The organism is Mycetocola spongiae, from assembly GCF_020424085.1.
Taxonomy (GTDB): domain Bacteria; phylum Actinomycetota; class Actinomycetes; order Actinomycetales; family Microbacteriaceae; genus Mycetocola; species Mycetocola spongiae.
This window is the reverse complement of the sequence record NZ_CP080203.1, coordinates 1,645,257-1,661,421: the sequence shown is the minus strand read 5'-3', so window position 1 is coordinate 1,661,421 and position 16,165 is coordinate 1,645,257. Positions and strand designations below refer to the sequence as shown.

14 protein-coding genes and 1 pseudogene are annotated in these 16,165 nt (G+C 66.1%); 11 read left to right on the top strand and 4 right to left on the bottom strand.

Annotation, left to right across the window (positions count from 1 at the left end; all coding sequences use genetic code 11):
• Positions 1 to 2: 2 nt before the first annotated feature.
• Together KXZ72_RS07470 and KXZ72_RS07465 are read left to right on the top strand one after the other, a co-directional pair.
• Positions 3 to 173, top strand: a complete 171-nt coding sequence (locus KXZ72_RS07470) for a DUF4177 domain-containing protein (protein ID WP_226079792.1) — start codon at positions 3 to 5, stop codon at positions 171 to 173.
• Complete coding sequence (locus tag KXZ72_RS07465; RefSeq protein ID WP_226079790.1) at positions 170 to 640, top strand: RidA family protein; 471 nt, start codon at positions 170 to 172, stop codon at positions 638 to 640. The genes KXZ72_RS07470 and KXZ72_RS07465 overlap by 4 nt, the downstream gene beginning before the upstream one ends.
• A gap of 58 nt (positions 641 to 698) precedes the next feature.
• Here the strand turns inward: KXZ72_RS07465 and acs are convergent, their stop codons facing one another.
• Entirely contained in the window at positions 699 to 2,672 is a 1,974-nt protein-coding gene (gene acs / locus KXZ72_RS07460; protein WP_226079781.1) for an acetate--CoA ligase, read from the bottom strand.
• 642 nt (positions 2,673 to 3,314) lie between these two features.
• On the opposite strand from acs, the gene KXZ72_RS07455 reads away from it, so the two are divergent.
• The 5 genes from KXZ72_RS07455 to KXZ72_RS07435 all read left to right on the top strand — a co-directional run bounded on the left by KXZ72_RS07455 (position 3,315) and on the right by KXZ72_RS07435 (position 7,626).
• Entirely contained in the window at positions 3,315 to 4,343 is a 1,029-nt protein-coding gene (locus tag KXZ72_RS07455; RefSeq protein WP_226079779.1) for a CpaF family protein, read from the top strand.
• Between the two features lie 320 nt (positions 4,344 to 4,663).
• Positions 4,664 to 5,566 (top strand): type II secretion system F family protein, encoded by a 903-nt coding sequence (locus tag KXZ72_RS07450; RefSeq protein WP_226079777.1) that lies wholly within the window; start codon positions 4,664 to 4,666, stop codon positions 5,564 to 5,566.
• An 817-nt stretch (positions 5,567 to 6,383) separates the two neighbouring features.
• Complete coding sequence (locus KXZ72_RS07445) at positions 6,384 to 6,593, top strand: DUF4244 domain-containing protein (protein ID WP_226079775.1); 210 nt, start codon at positions 6,384 to 6,386, stop codon at positions 6,591 to 6,593.
• 335 nt (positions 6,594 to 6,928) lie between these two features.
• Entirely contained in the window at positions 6,929 to 7,228 is a 300-nt protein-coding gene (locus tag KXZ72_RS07440) for a TadE family type IV pilus minor pilin (RefSeq protein WP_226079773.1), read from the top strand.
• Positions 7,225 to 7,626: an Rv3654c family TadE-like protein gene (locus tag KXZ72_RS07435; RefSeq protein ID WP_226079771.1), complete on the top strand. Its 402-nt coding sequence runs from the start codon at positions 7,225 to 7,227 to the stop codon at positions 7,624 to 7,626. Before KXZ72_RS07440 ends, KXZ72_RS07435 begins: the two co-directional genes overlap by 4 nt.
• Here KXZ72_RS07435 and KXZ72_RS07430 read toward each other — a convergent pair.
• The 3 genes and pseudogenes from KXZ72_RS07430 to KXZ72_RS07420 form a co-directional block, all read right to left on the bottom strand.
• A pseudogene (locus tag KXZ72_RS07430) lies at positions 7,605 to 7,751 on the bottom strand (transposase); the annotation flags it as partial. The gene KXZ72_RS07435 and the pseudogene KXZ72_RS07430 sit on opposite strands and share 22 nt — an antisense overlap.
• 330 nt (positions 7,752 to 8,081) lie before the next feature.
• Positions 8,082 to 10,025, bottom strand: coding sequence for a VaFE repeat-containing surface-anchored protein (locus tag KXZ72_RS07425; RefSeq protein WP_226079769.1), 1,944 nt, complete (start codon positions 10,023 to 10,025; stop codon positions 8,082 to 8,084).
• A 345-nt stretch (positions 10,026 to 10,370) separates the two neighbouring features.
• The gene (locus tag KXZ72_RS07420; RefSeq protein WP_226079767.1) at positions 10,371 to 11,012 is read right to left on the bottom strand and encodes a TetR/AcrR family transcriptional regulator; all 642 of its coding nucleotides are present in this window, start codon (positions 11,010 to 11,012) and stop codon (positions 10,371 to 10,373) included.
• Positions 11,013 to 11,639: 627 nt separating this feature from the next.
• Between KXZ72_RS07420 and KXZ72_RS14790 the strand changes: the two genes are divergently transcribed.
• The 4 genes from KXZ72_RS14790 (at position 11,640) to tmk (ending at position 16,132) form a co-directional block, all read left to right on the top strand.
• Positions 11,640 to 11,807, top strand: a complete 168-nt coding sequence (locus KXZ72_RS14790; protein ID WP_226079765.1) for a DUF4244 domain-containing protein — start codon at positions 11,640 to 11,642, stop codon at positions 11,805 to 11,807.
• A 172-nt stretch (positions 11,808 to 11,979) separates the two neighbouring features.
• Positions 11,980 to 12,372: an Rv3654c family TadE-like protein gene (locus tag KXZ72_RS07410; protein ID WP_226079763.1), complete on the top strand. Its 393-nt coding sequence runs from the start codon at positions 11,980 to 11,982 to the stop codon at positions 12,370 to 12,372.
• A gap of 128 nt (positions 12,373 to 12,500) precedes the next feature.
• Complete coding sequence (gene topA / locus KXZ72_RS07405) at positions 12,501 to 15,497, top strand: type I DNA topoisomerase (RefSeq protein ID WP_226079761.1); 2,997 nt, start codon at positions 12,501 to 12,503, stop codon at positions 15,495 to 15,497.
• Positions 15,498 to 15,502: 5 nt separating this feature from the next.
• Positions 15,503 to 16,132, top strand: a complete 630-nt coding sequence (gene tmk / locus KXZ72_RS07400) for a dTMP kinase (RefSeq protein ID WP_226079759.1) — start codon at positions 15,503 to 15,505, stop codon at positions 16,130 to 16,132.
• Positions 16,133 to 16,165: the final 33 nt, after the last annotated feature.

The window sequence follows — 16,165 nt, the reverse complement described above, 5'->3', positions numbered from 1 at the left end:
TAATGACTCGCTGGGAGTACCTCACCACGCCACTCATGATTCACAATACCGCCGCCATCCTGACCAATTGGGGCCGCCAGGGCTGGGAGCTTGTCCAGATCGTGACCGGTCCCGAGGGTGGACTCGTGGCCTATATGAAGCGTCCGCTCGCCGATGAGGGAGAAAACGCATGAGCGCCATCATTAACCGCCTCGCCGAGCTGGGTCTGAGCCTGCCCGAGGTCGCCCCGCCCGTGGCCGCCTATGTACCCGCCGTGGTCCATGGCGACCTGGTATATACCTCCGGTCAGCTGCCGTTCACCGCCGGGGTCCTGCCCGCAACCGGAAAGGTGGGGGAGGGCGAGGGCCTGGTCTCCGCCGCGGATGCGCGCGCCTATGCCGGCACCGCCGTGCTTAACGCCCTGGCCGCGGTGGCCGCGGAGATCGGTTCGCTTGATCGGGTCACCCGGATCGTGAAGCTCACCGGATTTGTCGCCTCCGACCCGTCGTTTTTTGGGCAGCCCGGCGTGATCAACGGGGCCTCCGAACTGCTTGGTGAAATCTTCGGCGACGTCGGAGTGCACGCGCGCTCGGCCGTGGGCGTCGCGGTGCTGCCGCTGGATTCGCCCGTGGAGCTGGAGCTCGTGGTGGCGTACGCCTAAGCAGGCTCGCAAAAATTATGGCCGGTTCCCCGCGGGGAACCGGCCATAATTTTTTTGCCTAATTGGCCGAGACGCGATCGCTGATGATGCGCATGACCGAGGTATCGGCGAGCGTGGTGGTATCGCCCACCTCGCGGCCCTCCGCGACATCGCGCAGCAGGCGGCGCATGATCTTGCCGGAGCGGGTCTTGGGCAGCTCATTCACCACAAATACCTCGCGCGGGCGGGCAATCGCCCCGATCTGGGCGGCCACGTGGGCGCGCAGGGCATCGGAGATATGCGCGGCCCCGCCGGCCTCCTCCAGCTGGCTCTCCTTGATAATCACAAAGGCCACAACGGCCTGGCCCGTGGTCTCATCGGAGGCGCCCACCACGGCGGCCTCGGCGGTATAGGGGTGCGCCACGAGGGCGGACTCGATCTCGGCGGTGGACAGGCGGTGACCCGAGACGTTCATGACATCGTCCACGCGGCCGAGCAGCCAGATATCGCCGTCCTCGTCGAGGCGCGCGCCGTCTCCGGCAAAATACTTATCGCCAAATTTTTCCCAGTAGGTTTCCTTAAACCGCTCGGGATCGCCCCAGATGCCGCGCAGCATGCTCGGCCAGGGTTCGCTCACCACAAGCAGGCCGCCGGAGCCGCTCTCCACGGCCGAGCCGGAATCGCCCAGGACCTCGATGCTGATACCCGGCACGGCCACCTGGGCGCTGCCGGGCTTGGTCTCGGTGAGACCGGGCAGCGCCGAGATCATGATGGCGCCGGTTTCGGTCTGCCACCAGGTGTCCACGATGGGAGCGAGCTTGCCGCCGATGACCTTGCGGAACCACATCCAGGCCTCGGGGTTGATGGGCTCGCCCACCGAACCGAGCAGGCGCAGGCTGGAGAGATCAAATTTCTTCGGAATCTTCCGGCCCAGCTTCATAAACGAGCGGATGGCGGTGGGGGCGGTATAGAAGATGCTCACGCCGTATTTTTCGATGATCTCCCACCAGCGGCCCGGGTGCGGGGCATCCGGGGTGCCCTCGTAGATCACCTGGGTGGTGCCATTGGCCAGGGGGCCGTAGGTGACATAGGTGTGGCCGGTGATCCAGCCGATATCGGCGGTGCACCAGTAGACATCGGTCTCGGGGTGAATATCAAAAATATTCTTATGCGTGAAGGCCGCCTGGGTGAGGTAGCCGCCCGAGGTATGCAGGATTCCCTTGGGGCTGCCGGTGGTGCCCGAGGTATAGAGGATAAATAGCGGGTTCTCCGAGGGGAAGGCCTCGGGGGTGTGCTCGGGGGAGGCCGCGGGGACCACATCGTGCCACCAGAGATCGCGGCCCTCGGTCCAGTCCACGGTGTTCTCGCCGCGCTTGACCACCAGCACGTTTTTGACGGTCTCCTGGACCCCGAGCTCGCCGCGGGGGGCGAGGGCGGCATCCACGGCGGGCTTCAGCGCGGAGACCTTGCCCTTGCGGTAGCCGCCATCGGCGGTGATGACCAGCTTGGCGGAGGCATCGTCGATGCGCGAGCGCAGGCTATCGGCGCTGAAGCCACCAAAGACCACGGAGTGAATGGCGCCGAGGCGGGCCACGGCGAGCATCGCCATGATGGCCTCGGGGATCATCGGGAGGTAGATGGCCACGCGATCGCCCGCGCGGATGCCCAGATCGATCAGGACGTTGCTGAGGCGCTTGACCTCGGTGGTGAGCTCGGCATAGGTGAGGCTGCGGCTATCGCCGGGTTCGCCCTCCCAGTGCAGGGCGACGCGGTCGCCATTGCCGGCCTCCACGTGGCGGTCGAGGCAGTTATAGGCCACGTTGAGTGTGCCGTCCTCGAACCACTTGGCAAACGGGGGGTTGGTCCAGTCGAGGACGCGGGTGAAGGGCTTTTCCCAATCCAGGAGTTCGCGGGACTGTTCGGCCCAGAATTCCAGGCGATCGGTCTCGGCCCTCTCGTAGAGGTCACGCCCGGCGATCGCGTTGGCGGCGAAGGCCTCGGACGGGGAAAAACGACGCGTCTCGGTGAGCAGATTGTCGATCTTGGGATTCATGGCTGGCTGATCGCTCCTTTGCGGCAGATGAAAACGGTTCACCGCTGTGTGAAACCGTATGGACAGAAGCGTACTCCCGATTCATGGAGGCTTCTGACCGTGGCGAAAGTTTTCGCCATCGGGGCCGCGTGAGGCCGCGTAATTGTCCATATTTGTTCGCTAGGGGAGAATTTACGTATTTTGTGACCATAAGTGGTGTCATCCAATAGGTGGACATTGGTCAATTGCGCCTCCGGGCTGTCATAAGGTTATTGCAGGCCGAAATTTATTTCGAGCGTGCGGCGCACTAAGGATTCCCCCCAATCCAGTGTCGCTTGCGGCGGCATCCATTCCCCCCAATGGATGCCGCCCTTTTTTTATGCCCGCTTATCGGGAGGGCCCGGCATGAGCCCGGGGTTTTACGCGGAAACTGCCCGGGGCGGCTTCCCCGGGAACTGCCCCGATCCCGGGCTGGGTGATGCCGAGCCGGCGCACAACAGCCGCTTTCCCCAGACCGGAGAGGCTCCGGGACTTATCCCCACCTCGCCTCGTTTCCTCCCGTCCTCCACGCCCAAAATTTAGCGTGGAGCCATGGACAAAATATTTCTTGCCGCCCCGGTATTAGCCGAAGCTGTGCCACCAGAGTCGAGGCCCGCCCCCGCCGTGCCTAGCGGTCTGCCCGCGCCGGGTTCCGCACCCCGAGAGGCCCTCGGGCAGCTGCTGGAGCCCCCGCCCGCACGCTTGCGCCTCGCGCTGGCCTGCGGCTGGCTGGGCCCGTACCTTTTGCTGCCCGGCATCACCGATCTCTGTATCTCGGTCTCCACGGGGCTGTGGTTTGATATCGGCGCGGGCCTCACCCCCGATCCCTCGGCGCGACCCACCGAGTCGGGGCTGCGCGCTCTCGCCGTGCGGCTTATCGCACTGGGCGGGCGCCACCTCGACGAGGCGAGCCCGTGTGTGGACGTGCGGCTCAGCGACGGCGTGCGGGTGCATGCCGTCCTGCCGCCGGTGGCTCCGCTGGGCACCGCCGTGAGCATTCGCCTTCCCTCCGCGCGGCCGCTGAGGGTGGAGGCCCTGGCCGCCGCCGGGTTTTTTGGCCCCGCGGAACGTTCCTGCCGGGCCGCGGTGCTGGCCGCCGTCCGGGGGAGGCAAAACATCCTCATCAGCGGCTCCACCGGCGCCGGAAAAACCACCCTGCTGGCCGCGCTCCTGGGCGAGGCCGATCCCGGGGAGCGGATCATCGCGGTGGAAGACGTCTCCGAACTGCGCGTGGAACATCCCCAGTTCACCCCGTTGCAGGCCCGCCAGGCAAATGTGGAGGGTGCGGGTGGGCTCAGCGTGCGGCGCCTGCTGCGCGAGGCCCTGCGCATGCGCCCGGACCGTCTTGTGCTGGGGGAATGCCGCGGCGAGGAGGTGCGGGAACTCCTCTCCGCGCTGAACACGGGCCACGATGGCGGGGCGGGCACCATCCACGCCAACTCGCTGGCGGATGTCCCCGCGCGGCTCGAGGCGCTTGGGGCGCTTGCCGGCCTCTCCGCGCGGGCGGTGGCGGGCCAGGCCCGCAGCGCCATCGGCCTGCTCATCCACCTCGATTTTATGCACTCCCACAGGCGGGTCGGGGCTCTCGGATGCCTGGGCGTTGATGCCCGGGGCCGTCTCGGGGTGCAGCCCGAGTGGAGCGCGGCAGCATGAGTGCCGGGCCACAAATCCCGGGGGCGGTGCGGGCCCGGCAGGCCCACCGGGTGAGACCCCGGCGCCTCGTGCGGCCGGGAAAACCTGCCCGGTCGCTCGAGGTGCGCAGGCCGGGAGACAGGCCGCGGTTTGCAGGCGTGTGTGGGCTGGCGGGTGTGTTTGGGGCGGGCCCGGCCGCGAGGTTGAGGGGCCCGGGTCGCGCCGCCGGGGTGCCCGGGCGGGCCCCGGGTGGCGCGAGGCCCCAGGCACGCCGGAGTGCGCCGCGTGCCCGCACGGAGGCGGGGCGTGCGGCGCACTCCCTGGAATCCCTCGCCTCCGCGGTGGAACGCCTGGGTGTGCTGATCTCCGCGGGCCTCACCCCGTATTCGGCCTGGCGTCACCTGCTCGCGCGCTCCGAGCCTCTCCTGTCGCCGAAAAACGAGCGGCAGCTCCTGGACGACCTGGGCGAGGGCCTCCCGCCCACCGCGGCGCTACTCGCCGAGGCCGGGCGCCACCCCGCGGGGCTTGCCGAGGGGTGGCGGCGGCTCGCGGCCGCCTGGGCGCTCGCGGGCGAATCCGGAGCCGCGCTGAGCCCCAGCCTGCACGCGCTCGCCGAGGCCCTGCGTTCGCGGGCCGAGATCCACCACGACCTCGACGTCGCCTCCGCCGGTCCGCGTTCCACGCTGCGCCTGATTGCCGCGCTTCCCCTCCTCGGGGTGGCCTGCGGGGAGGCCCTGGGGTTCCCGGTAGCCGCCACCCTCGTGGGCACCACACCCGGCCGGGTCCTGCTGGCCGTCGGGGTTGCCCTTCTCCTGATTGCGGTGTTCTGGGCCCGGCGGATTCTGCGCGCCGCATCACGCTATGCGGCCCCGGAAGATGTGCTCCTTGATCTCACGGCCATCGGCCTCGCGGGCGGAGGCCCACCCGGCGGGGCCCGGGAGCAGGCCGAGTCCTGGGCGGAGCAGTGTGGGCTCTCGCTACCCCTCGGGGGCCGGCGCAGACTCACCGAGATTCTTGAACTCTCGGAGGGCGCCGGGGTGCCGGCCGGGCTGCTCCTGGGCTCGGAGTCGATCGTGGCCCGTCGCCTCGAACGCACGGACCTGCGGCGTCGGGCCGAGCGTGCCGGCGTGCGCCTCATGCTTCCGCTGGGGTTGGCCGCGCTCCCGTCCTATATCTGCCTGGGGGTATTCCCCCTGGTCCTGTCGCTCCTCAACTCCACCGGCCTCATCGGCCCCGCGCCCTAGCGTCCTGGTTTGGCTGCCCTGTCCCGGTCTAGTCCCGGTGCCGGTTCCTGCTTCCCTGGCGGGTATCGGCCACGCGCCCGATCCGCCCCACAACACACTCCAACCCCAGAAAGGAAAAATCATGTCCGTCCCCGTCCCCGTCCCCGTCCCCGTCCCCGTCCCCGTCCCCGTCCCCGTCCCCGTCCCCGTCCCCGTCCCCGTCGCCGTGCCCGTCGCCGTCGCCGTCGCCACCGTCCCCGTTTCCTCCCCCGAAGGCGTGCCCGCGGAGCCGCCTGCCACTCAGGGTGCGATTTGCCGCCGCCCAGCTGTGGCGCGCCATCCCGTGGGCCGACGCCTCTGGCTCCTTTTGCCTCCCGACCTGCGCGCCCGGGTACTGCGTGCCCGGGTGCACCGTGCCCAAGCTCGATGTGCCCAAGTTCGGTGCAGCCACGTTCAGCGTGGCCAAGACCGGTGCACCCGAGATCGGAGCGGTCGAGCCCTGAGTGGTCGAGATCCGAGGGGTCGAGATCTGAGTGGTCGAGCCCTGAGTGGTCGAGATCCGAGTGGCTGCGAGCCGAGTGGCCGAGCCCTGAGCGCCCGAGGTCTGCGCGCCCAGGCTGTGGGCGGCGAAGCTCCGTGTGCCCAGGCTCCGTGTGCCGAGGTTCGCCCACCCCGGATTCAAGCCCGAGGAGTGCCCCGGCCGCACGCGCCGCGCCCCCGCGAACCCCGTGGAGTCTTCCCCCGTGCGCGCGTCCGTTTCCTCCGGTATCTCACTCGCTCGAACGCGACCCCGGGTACCGACGTGCCCGTCGTCCCAGTCGTCCCCGGCGGGTCCGCGGTGCCCGCCGTACCCGCGGCGGCTCGGGTCCGGGCGGGCCGAATCTGGCGGGGCCTTCGCTCCGAGGAGGGGGCGATCACCGCCGAATACGCCATCACCACCATGGCGGCCGTGGCCTTTGCGGGGCTGCTCGTGCTGATTTTGCGCAGTGATGAGGTGCGGGGAATGCTCGTTGGCCTGGTCCGCGCCGCCCTATCCATTCCCTCCTAATGTGTCGGCATAAAACAGGGCGGGCCGGGCACGGCCATCCCCGCCCCCTGCAAGAACGCCCGGCGTGGGGCCTCCCGGTGTGTGCCCTCTCGGCGAGGGGCCTCCCAACGCATCGGCGTCCGGCGCACAGGGCGGGCCTCGGGCGTGGGCGTCCCCTGGCCATGCCCCGCCGGTATGCCCGCGGGGTGGGCGCGCACGTCCCCGCCTGGGCGCCACGAACCGGGGTGTGGGCCCTGCCCGTTCGGGGCGAGAACAGTCACTCACCGCGCCGCGCGCGGGGCCCGTGGGCCCGCTCGCTCCGTTGCGATCGCGGCGGAGTCACCGCGGAGGTCGCCGTGGTGTTACCCGCGGTGGTGTTGTGTTGCCTCTTTCTGCTGGGCGCGATCGGGGCCGCCGGGCAGCGGGTGCGGCTCATCGACGCCGCGGGGCAGGCGGCACGGGAACTCTCCCGCGGGGAGAGCCTGGACACGGTCGAGCCGCGCCTCACGCGGCTGATCGGCCCGGCCTCCCTCACCACCGCCCAGGAGGGTGAATATATCTGCGTGCGACTCTCCGCCCCCGTCGCGCTCGCCGGGGCCCTCGGGCTGGGCCTCTCCCAGCACGTGGAAAGTTGTGCGCTGGACGCCGGCTCATGAGCGGCGGGCTGCGCAAACGCGCGCGAGACGATCGTGGCAGCGGCTCGATTTTTTCCCTGGCGCTGGGCTCGGCGGTGATGCTGATCGCCGCAACCCTGCTCGGGGCACTGGCGCTCTACGCGGTGCGACACGCCGTAATCACCGCGGCAGATTCCGCGGCCCTGGCCGCGGCCGAAACCGTCGCGGGCCTGGCCCCCGGCGATCCCTGCGGGCATGCCGAGGCGCTGGCGCAGCGCGCCGGGGCCACACTGGCGGCCTGTACCCGTGGCGGCGCGGATGTCACGGTCACCGTGGAACGACAGATATGGGGCCTAAAACTGCGAGCCACCGCCCGCGCCGGTCCCGAAAGAAACACGCCAGAGGAGGACAAAAACACCCCCGTGTCGATATCGTCTTGACGGAGCCAAGACCGCAGCGTGACCTCGTGGATGCCGAGATCGGCTGTGGTTTACTTAAACTGTCGGTCTTCGCGGGCGAGCGCTATTGCACGTATACGGAACGCTGGTGGGAACGGGCGCGGCATGTGGGTGAGCCTTTCACGAAGGCCATCGACTAGCTACCTTGAGCGGAAACCAAACTGTAGGTCAGGTCAGAATGGCATCTCAACGTGCAGCAGGCCCCTCCGAGCGGAACACCTCACGGTGACCCAGACTCCCAAACGCCCCGGGTGGCGCCCTGTCATGGCGACAAAGCCGACGATCCATGAGTTCCCCGAACCGGAGCATGAACCTCACTGGCTGCATTCATTGGGCACCCGGGAAACACAAATGGAGGTGAAGCCGAGAATGTCTCAGCTTCACCTCCAATGCTGGATGCCGCAGTTAGGGGAGGGTGGGCGGCACCCGGCTCCTACTTACACACGCCCACTTCGGCGCTTCAGGAGGAGCATCATGCCTCCAACAAAGAGGAGAATTCCGGCAGAGAGTGCCGGCCAGGCGGCTTCCCCGCCGCTCTTGGCGAGCTCTTCCTTCGGTACCTCTGGAGCCGGCTTCTTCGGGTTGTCCGGATTCACCGGCTGCTCAGCGACGGTGAACGTCTGCGCCTGATCCTTCGGATCTGTGTGCTCGGCAACGGGCTGACCATCGGCAGTCAAGTATTCAAACACCACGAGGTCCTGGCCTGCATACGCAGCAACCTGATCTGCAGTGATCACAAACTCAACCGTCGTCGTGCCGGCAGCCGTAGTCGGAGTGAATTCCGCCGACGCTACAATTCCAGTCTTTTCGCCAGCAGGCGCAGTCCGTACCTCACCGGCAAGTTCATATTTCGTGCCAGGGGTCAGGCCCTCATACGCGACCGTATCAATAACCGTGCCACCAGTAAGCGGCAACACCTTTACCTGAGAGCCATCAACCGCGACCGTCGTCCCAATCTTCGGATCAACAACCTTCAGCGGCTGCTTAGCGACGGTGAACGTCTGCGCCTGATCCTTCGGATCTGTGTGCTCGGCAACCGGCTGACCATCTGCTGTCAAGTATTCAAACACTACGAGGTCCTGGCCTGCATACGCAGCAACCTGATCCGCAGTGATCACAAACTCAACCGTCGTTGTACCGGCAGCCGTAGTCGGAGTGAATTCCGCCGACGCTACAATTCCAGTCTTTTCGCCAGCAGGCGCAGTCCGTACCTCACCGGCAAGTTCATACTTCGTGCCAGGGGTCAGGCCCTCATAGGCGACCGTATCAATAACCGTGCCACCCGTAAGCGGCAACACCTTTACCTGAGAGCCATCAACCGCGACCGTAGTCCCAATCTTCGGATCCGGCGTAGGATCTGCCACGCGATCCCCGCAGGGTAGCTGGCCGAGGAATGTATGGTGGTGGAGTTCTCCGCCGCCGGCAGCCTTGATGTTGCCGCCGGCGAACCACTGGCCGTTGGTCGTCACACCTGAGCTGAAGTTCAGGCTTGCCTGCGGTGCCCAGATGGAGCCGAGGGTGAGGCCGTCGATCTTGACTTCCCCGGTCACCTCTGACATGTCGAGCATGATGTAGCGGGCGAGCTTCTGTTCCTGCCCCTTGTTTGGCGACCAACCCTCAATATTGATGGCCTGCAGGGAGGTGACACCCTTGGCTACGCGAATGACTAGCGGGGCCTCGGCTGTGGGTTTGTACCCGTCTGCGTTGTCCATTTTGATGGTCTTGCCGGCTACGTCAGCGTAATTTATGACATTGGGGCGCTTCGTGTCGAAGTCGCTCGGGTACAGCATCCCGCCGCGCTCGTTGAGGTCCACCGCGTGGCTGAGGGCAAGCTCCGGGTTGTACATTGACGCCAGGCACTGTGTTGTGCGGGCGATCTTCTGATCGACGTCTGCAAAGTAATCGCTGACCGCAGGCTTCTCAGTTTTGAAGTTGGAGATCGCCGCGTCATCAAATTTGACGCTTTTGAGGTCGATGATTCCGTTGGAATTATTCGTGAGGCGCAGGAAGTCGCTCCGTTTCGAACCGGCCATCCCCTCGAGGCTCACCAGCTTGACGACGGCGTTTGCCTCGGGCGAGTCGGCAGCGATTGTCTTGGAATCGTCCCGGTTTGAGACGTCGAGTGCACCGTCTCCGATGTACGCAGTGGCGAGAATGCGCACAGGTGTGCCATCGATGCTGGGCACCGTGTAGTCGGCCTCGCCTGCGGCCGAGTGCACGCCAGGATATCCGTTCGGGTTTCCAGTTGCGATCACACCGAACGCGGCGACAGCGCCTTCAACCTCACCGTTGTTCAGGTAGGCGTCGCCCTGCGCAACCGCGGTAAACCCTCTGTTGATGTCAAACGGATTGAACGTTTCCTGGGCCGCCGCTGCTGGCATTGCGCCGGTTGAGATCGCCCCAACGATCAGTGCAGCGGTTCCAAACGCCGCTAGTCCGGTTCTCCCCCACGAGCGCGTTCCGCCTCGATGTCTCGACTCCAACAATTCAACCTCTCCTTTGTAACCTGTAAACACAAAAAAACACCCCTCCATACACAAAATGACAGAGTGGGTGTACAAGAACTAGACGATAGTTTAGTTTTTATGAGAACGCAAAATGGGGTCGCCTCGGCAGGTTGGGAGCGGGCACATCCGATCAGACTGCGTCGCGGCAGCACAGCGTTCCCGCCCGCTCGCAACGAAAGCGCATGGCGCCCGCGCAGAAGCGGGAGTCGCTATCGCACCTCAGCGTTGGGTGTGGGTTCTCCGCGGATAGGTCATGGGCGGGATGCTCTCCCTATGCCTGTCTACGACCTCAGCAATGATGACGTCGGCGTGCTCCACCCCGATGGCGGTGAGCGCCAGGCGAATAAGTCTCATGGGCCGCCACTCGCCCTCCTCCTGGGGGATGTAGCTGCCGAATAGATTTGCGCCAAGATTCATTGCAAAAAAGAGTTCAGCCGCCTCGATGGGCGTCAGTCCGTGGCGCTCCGGCTCAAACTCGGCGCTGGCCTGCAAGGACTCTACGGTTAGCCTGTACCAGTCCTGGATCGGGTGCCGGGATTCGAAGGCCGGAGCGCCTTGGTCGAGAAGCTGCGCGAGGCCGGCCGCATACGAGGGCTCGCTGAGTTGCCAGGAGGTCGTGACAAAAAAGTACAACACCAGCCGGCGTACGCCACACGCCGGGTACTGTGCTTTGGAAAATTCATTCGCCTGCGCTGTCGCGCTCCGCACCAGCTCAAGAAAGTGTGCAGAGAAGTCCGCCTTGGCCGAGAAATGGTAGGTGAGGGCGCCCTTGGTGAGCCCGATTCGTTCGGCGATCGATGACAGCGATGCACCGGCAAATCCGTGCTGCAGGAACTCTTGAGCCGCGGCTTCCGCGATCAAGTCCCGTTTCCTCGTTGCACCCATGCGGATCTTTCCCCCTTGAGGAAGATCTTACTGAACGGACTGTCATATGCAGGCCTACGCGCACGTGCCTTCCCAGAAACATTGTGTTCCGTGGGCCGTGTTCCGTGGGCCGTGGGGCCCTCACTCGTCGAGTTCACCCTGCCGCTTAACATGGCCCGATTCGTCCGCCGTCCAGTACCCTGCCGGGCGGTGCCAGCGGCGTGGCTGCTCGTGAACCCGGCGCAAGATTCCCCTGATCCGACGCGATGTCTCCGTCTCCCGCGCCACCCTCGTCGCCCTTCCCATCGGCAAACCACTGCCCCGACCCACCTGCGCGCAGGCGAATGCGGATCATCTACGGTATGAGAAGGGAACCCCGCATCGCCTCGGCTGGTTCACAAAATGCCATGGACTAGTCTTTCGTGGGCTGGGCAGTGCGGCCAAGCCGCTGGCGTGCTAGGTCGACTTTAGGGATATCCATCGGAGCGCCAGTCTCCAGGTCGGCAATAATCCGGCCGGGAATCTCATAGGGGTCTGCTGCACGTTTAGGTGTCAGGTTGACCTGACCTACAGTTTGGTTTCCACTCTTCATCACTAGCTTCACGTGAATGATAATTTGCAAAGATGAGGGCGAGAACCACTCATTTTTTGCGGAGCTGCCAAGTACGCTTTCTTTTCTCCACGGCGGCGGCCGTGGCCTTTGCGGGGCTGCTCGTGCTGATTTTGCGCAGTGATGAGGTGCGGGGAATGCTCGTTGGCCTGGTCCGTGCCGCCCTATCCATTCCCTCCTAATGTGTCGGCATAAAGCAGGGCGGGCCGATGGCGTGGGCGTCCCTCGATCATGCCCCGCCGGTACGCCCGCGGGGCGGGCGCGCACGTCCCCGCCCGGGCGCCGCGCCGCGCGCGGGGCCCGTGGGCTCGTTCGCTTCGTTGTGATCGCGGCGGAGTCACCGCGGAGGTCGCCGTGGTGTTACCCGCGGTGGTGTTGTGCTGCCTCTTTCTACTGGGCGCGATCGGGGCCGCCGGGCAGCGGGTGTGGCTCATCGACGCCGCGATCCTGCTCGGGGCACTGGCGCTCTACGCGGTGCGACACGCCGTAATCACCGCGGCAGATTCCGCGGCCCTGGCCGCGGCCGAAACCGTCGCGGGCCTGGCCCCCGGCGATCCCTGCGGGCATGCCGAGGCGCTGGCGCAGCGCGCCGGGGCCACACTGGCGGCCTGTACCCGTGGCGGCGCGGATGTCACGGTCACCGTGGAACGGCAGATATGGGGCCTAAAACTGCGAGCCACCGCCCGCGCCGGTCCCGAAAGAAACACGCCAGAGGAGGATAAAAACACCCCAAATCATGACGGCTAGACCCGCCGAGAACAGAAAGGAATTCACAAGCGTGTATAAAAAGGAGGATCATAGGGGTGTCCAATTGGGTGCCGATGAGGTGCGCACACGGTCAGGGTGTGTATGGTGTGCCTGACGAAAGGAGCCGGGTGTCAGCCACGAAGAAGCTGGTCATCGTTGAGTCGCCGACCAAGATGAAGTCCATCGCCGGGTATCTCGGTGAGGGCTATGAGGTCCTCAGTTCTGTTGGACACATTAGAGACCTCGCCGAGCCCAAAAACCTCCCCGCCGAGCTTAAAAAGGGTGGGATGGGCAAATTTGCAGTAGACGTCGACAACGGGTTTGAACCGTATTACGTCGTCTCCGATAGCAAGAAAAAAACGGTGGCCGACCTCAAACGTGCACTCAAGGACGCCGACGAACTCCTCCTCGCAACCGATGAAGACCGCGAGGGTGAGGCCATCGCATGGCACCTCCTGCAGGTGCTCAAGCCCAAGGTTCCCGTGCGCCGCATGGTCTTCCACGAAATCACTAAGGACGCCATCCTCGCGGCCAAGGACAACACCCGCGAACTCGACGTCGCACTCGTGGACGCCCAGGAAACCCGCCGCATCCTCGACCGCATCTACGGCTACGAAATCTCCCCCGTGCTCTGGCGCAAGGTGGGCCCCAGCCTGTCCGCCGGCCGCGTCCAGTCCGCCGCCACCCGCCTGATCGTGGAGCGCGAACGCGAACGCCAGGCCTTCGTCTCGGCCGAATACTGGGACATCGCCGTGCAGGTCAGCGCCGAGGAAGACCCCATCCGCTTCGAGGCCCGCCTCGTGCGCCTCGACGGCGAACGCATCGCCAGCGGCCGCGACTTCTCCGACCGCGGAGAGCTCACCGGCACCGCCCGCCAGCTCGACGCAGCCAGCGCCGCGAAGCTCGCCGAGGCCCTCGCCGCCCCCGAGACCCACTCGCGCGTCTCCAAGCTCGAGACCAAGCCGTATTCGCGCCGTCCCGCCGCCCCGTTCACCACCTCCACACTGCAGCAGGAGGCCGCGCGCAAGCTGCGCTTCTCCGCCCGGCAGACCATGAGCGTGGCGCAGTCGCTCTACGAAAACGGATATATCACCTATATGCGTACCGACTCGCCCTCGCTGAGCAAGCAGGCCATCGATGCCGCGCGCGCCCAGGCCACGAGTCTCTACGGAGCCGATAGCATCCCGGATAAGCCCCGCATCTACGCCGGCAAATCCAAAAATGCGCAGGAGGCCCACGAGGCCATCCGCCCCTCGGGAGATAACTTCCGTACCCCGTCCTCGCTGAAGAGCGCACTCTCGGGCAATGACTACCGCCTCTACGAGCTGATCTGGAAGCGCACCGTCGCCAGCCAGATGGCCGATGCCAAGGGGCAGACCGCCACCGTCACGGTGGAGTCCGCCGCGGCCGGTCAAATCGCCGAGTTCACCGCCAGCGGAACCGTCATCACGTTCCGCGGCTTCCTGCACGCCTATGAGGAGGGCCAGGACGAACAGCGCAACGCCGAAAACGCCGCCGCCCGCGAGGCCAAGCTGCCCCCGCTCACCGAGGGCCAGAGCGTAAACCTCAGCGATGTTGAGGCCAAGGGTCACGAGACCACCCCGCCCCCGCGCTATACCGAGGCGAGCCTGGTCAAGACCCTGGAAGAGCTCGGTATCGGGCGTCCGTCCACCTACGCACAGACCATCGCGACCATCATGGACCGCGGCTATGTGAGCCAGCGCGGCCAGGCCCTCATTCCCACCTGGATCGCCTTCAGCGTGATCCGGCTCCTCGAGGAACACTTCGCCGGGCTGGTGGAATACGATTTCACCGCCTCGATGGAGGAAGACCTCGACCGCATCGCGGCCGGGGAGCAGGACCGCACCCAGTGGCTGAACTCGTTCTACTTCGGTGGCGAAGACGGCTCGGGCCTGCGCCAGGTCATCGATAACCTCGGCGAGATCGACGCCCGGGAGATCAACTCGATCCACCTGAGCGATACCATCACCCTGCGCATCGGAAAATACGGCCCCTACCTGGAGATCACCGATCCCGAGGCCGCACCCGATGCCACCCCGCGTCGCGTGAATATCCCCGAGGACCTCGCCCCCGATGAACTCACCGTGGCCAAGGCCCAGGAACTCATCGACGCGCCCGTGCAAACCGATCGGGTGCTGGGCGTTAACCCGGAAAACGGCAAGGAGATCGTGGCAAAGGACGGCCGCTTCGGCCCCTATGTCACCGAGCTGGAGCCCGAACCCGCCGTGGAGGCCGATGCCGCAACCGGCGAGGTGATCGAACCGGCCAAGAAGAAGCCCGCCAAGAAGGCCGCGGCCGTCAAGCCGCGCACCTCCTCGCTGTTTAAGAGCATGTCGCTGGATACCCTCGACCTGGAAACCGCGCTGCGCCTGCTGGACCTGCCGCGCGTGGTGGGCATCGATCCCGAGAGTGGCGAGGAAATCCTCGCCCAAAACGGCCGCTTTGGGCCGTATATGAAAAAGGGTGCCGAGACGCGCTCCCTCACCACCGAGGACCAGATCTTCGAGATCGACCTGCCCGGTGCCCTCGAAATCTACGCCCAGCCCAAATACGGTGCCAAGCGTGCCTCCAGTTCGCTGAAGGAATTCGCCGAGGACCCCGAGAGCGGTAAGCCGATCAAGGTCAAGGATGGCCGCTTCGGTCCGTATGTGACCGACGGCACCACCAATGCCACGATTCCCAAATCGGAAACGGTTGAGGAGATCACCTTCGAGCGCGCGGTGGAGCTGCTTGCCGCCAAGCGTGCAAAGGGCCCGGCCAAGCCGAAGGCAAAAAAGGCCCCGGCGAAAAAGGCCCCGGCCAAGAAGCCCGCCGCCAAGAAGCCCGCGGCGAAAACCACCGCCACGAAGACTGCGGCCGCGAAGACCACGGCCGCGAAGACCACGGCTGCCAAGTCCACCACCGCTGCAAAGGCCGCAACCACGAAGGCTGCGACCACGAAGGCCGCAACCACCAAGGCCGCAACCACCAAGGCTGCGACCACGAAGGCCGCGACCACGAAGGCTGCAACCACCAAGGCCGCCGCGACCAAGGCTGCCAAGGCCGCCGCGACCAAGGCTGCCAAGGCCGCCGCGGAGGCCGCGGGCGAGGGCTCGGGCGAGTAACGCAGATGACCAACCGCGGTTTATTTATCACGCTGGAGGGCGGCGACGGCTCGGGGAAATCCACCCAGGCCGAGCTCCTGGAGCAGTGGTTGGGCTCGCGCGGACGCACCATCCTGCGATCCCGCGAGCCCGGCGGCACCGAGGTGGGGGAGCAGATCCGCGAGATCGTGCTCCACCACCGCGGGGAAATCTCCCCGCGGGCCGAGGCCCTGCTATATGCCGCGGACCGCGCCCAGCATATTGATACCCGCGTGCGTCCCGCTCTCGAACGCGGCGATGTGGTCATCCAGGACCGCTATATCGATTCCTCGCTCGCCTATCAGGGCGCCGGCCGCGCCCTCGACCTTGGCGAGGTGCGGGAACTCTCGCGCTGGGCCACGGGCGATCTCTGGCCCGACCTGACGATCCTCCTCGACCTCGACGAGGTCACCGCCCGCACCCGCCTGGATAGCTCCCGCACCCGCTTTGACCGGCTCGAGGCCGAGAAAAACGATTTTCACCGTCGGGTGCGCGCCCACTTCCTGGAATTGGCCGCCGCCGAACCCCGGCGCTTCCTGGTGCTTGACGCGAGCCTCGATATCCAGACCCTCGCGGGCCTCATCCGCGAGCGCGTAGATACCCTCCTCTCCGCCTAGATTTCCGACGCCGCGCGCCGCGGTGTCTCCCGC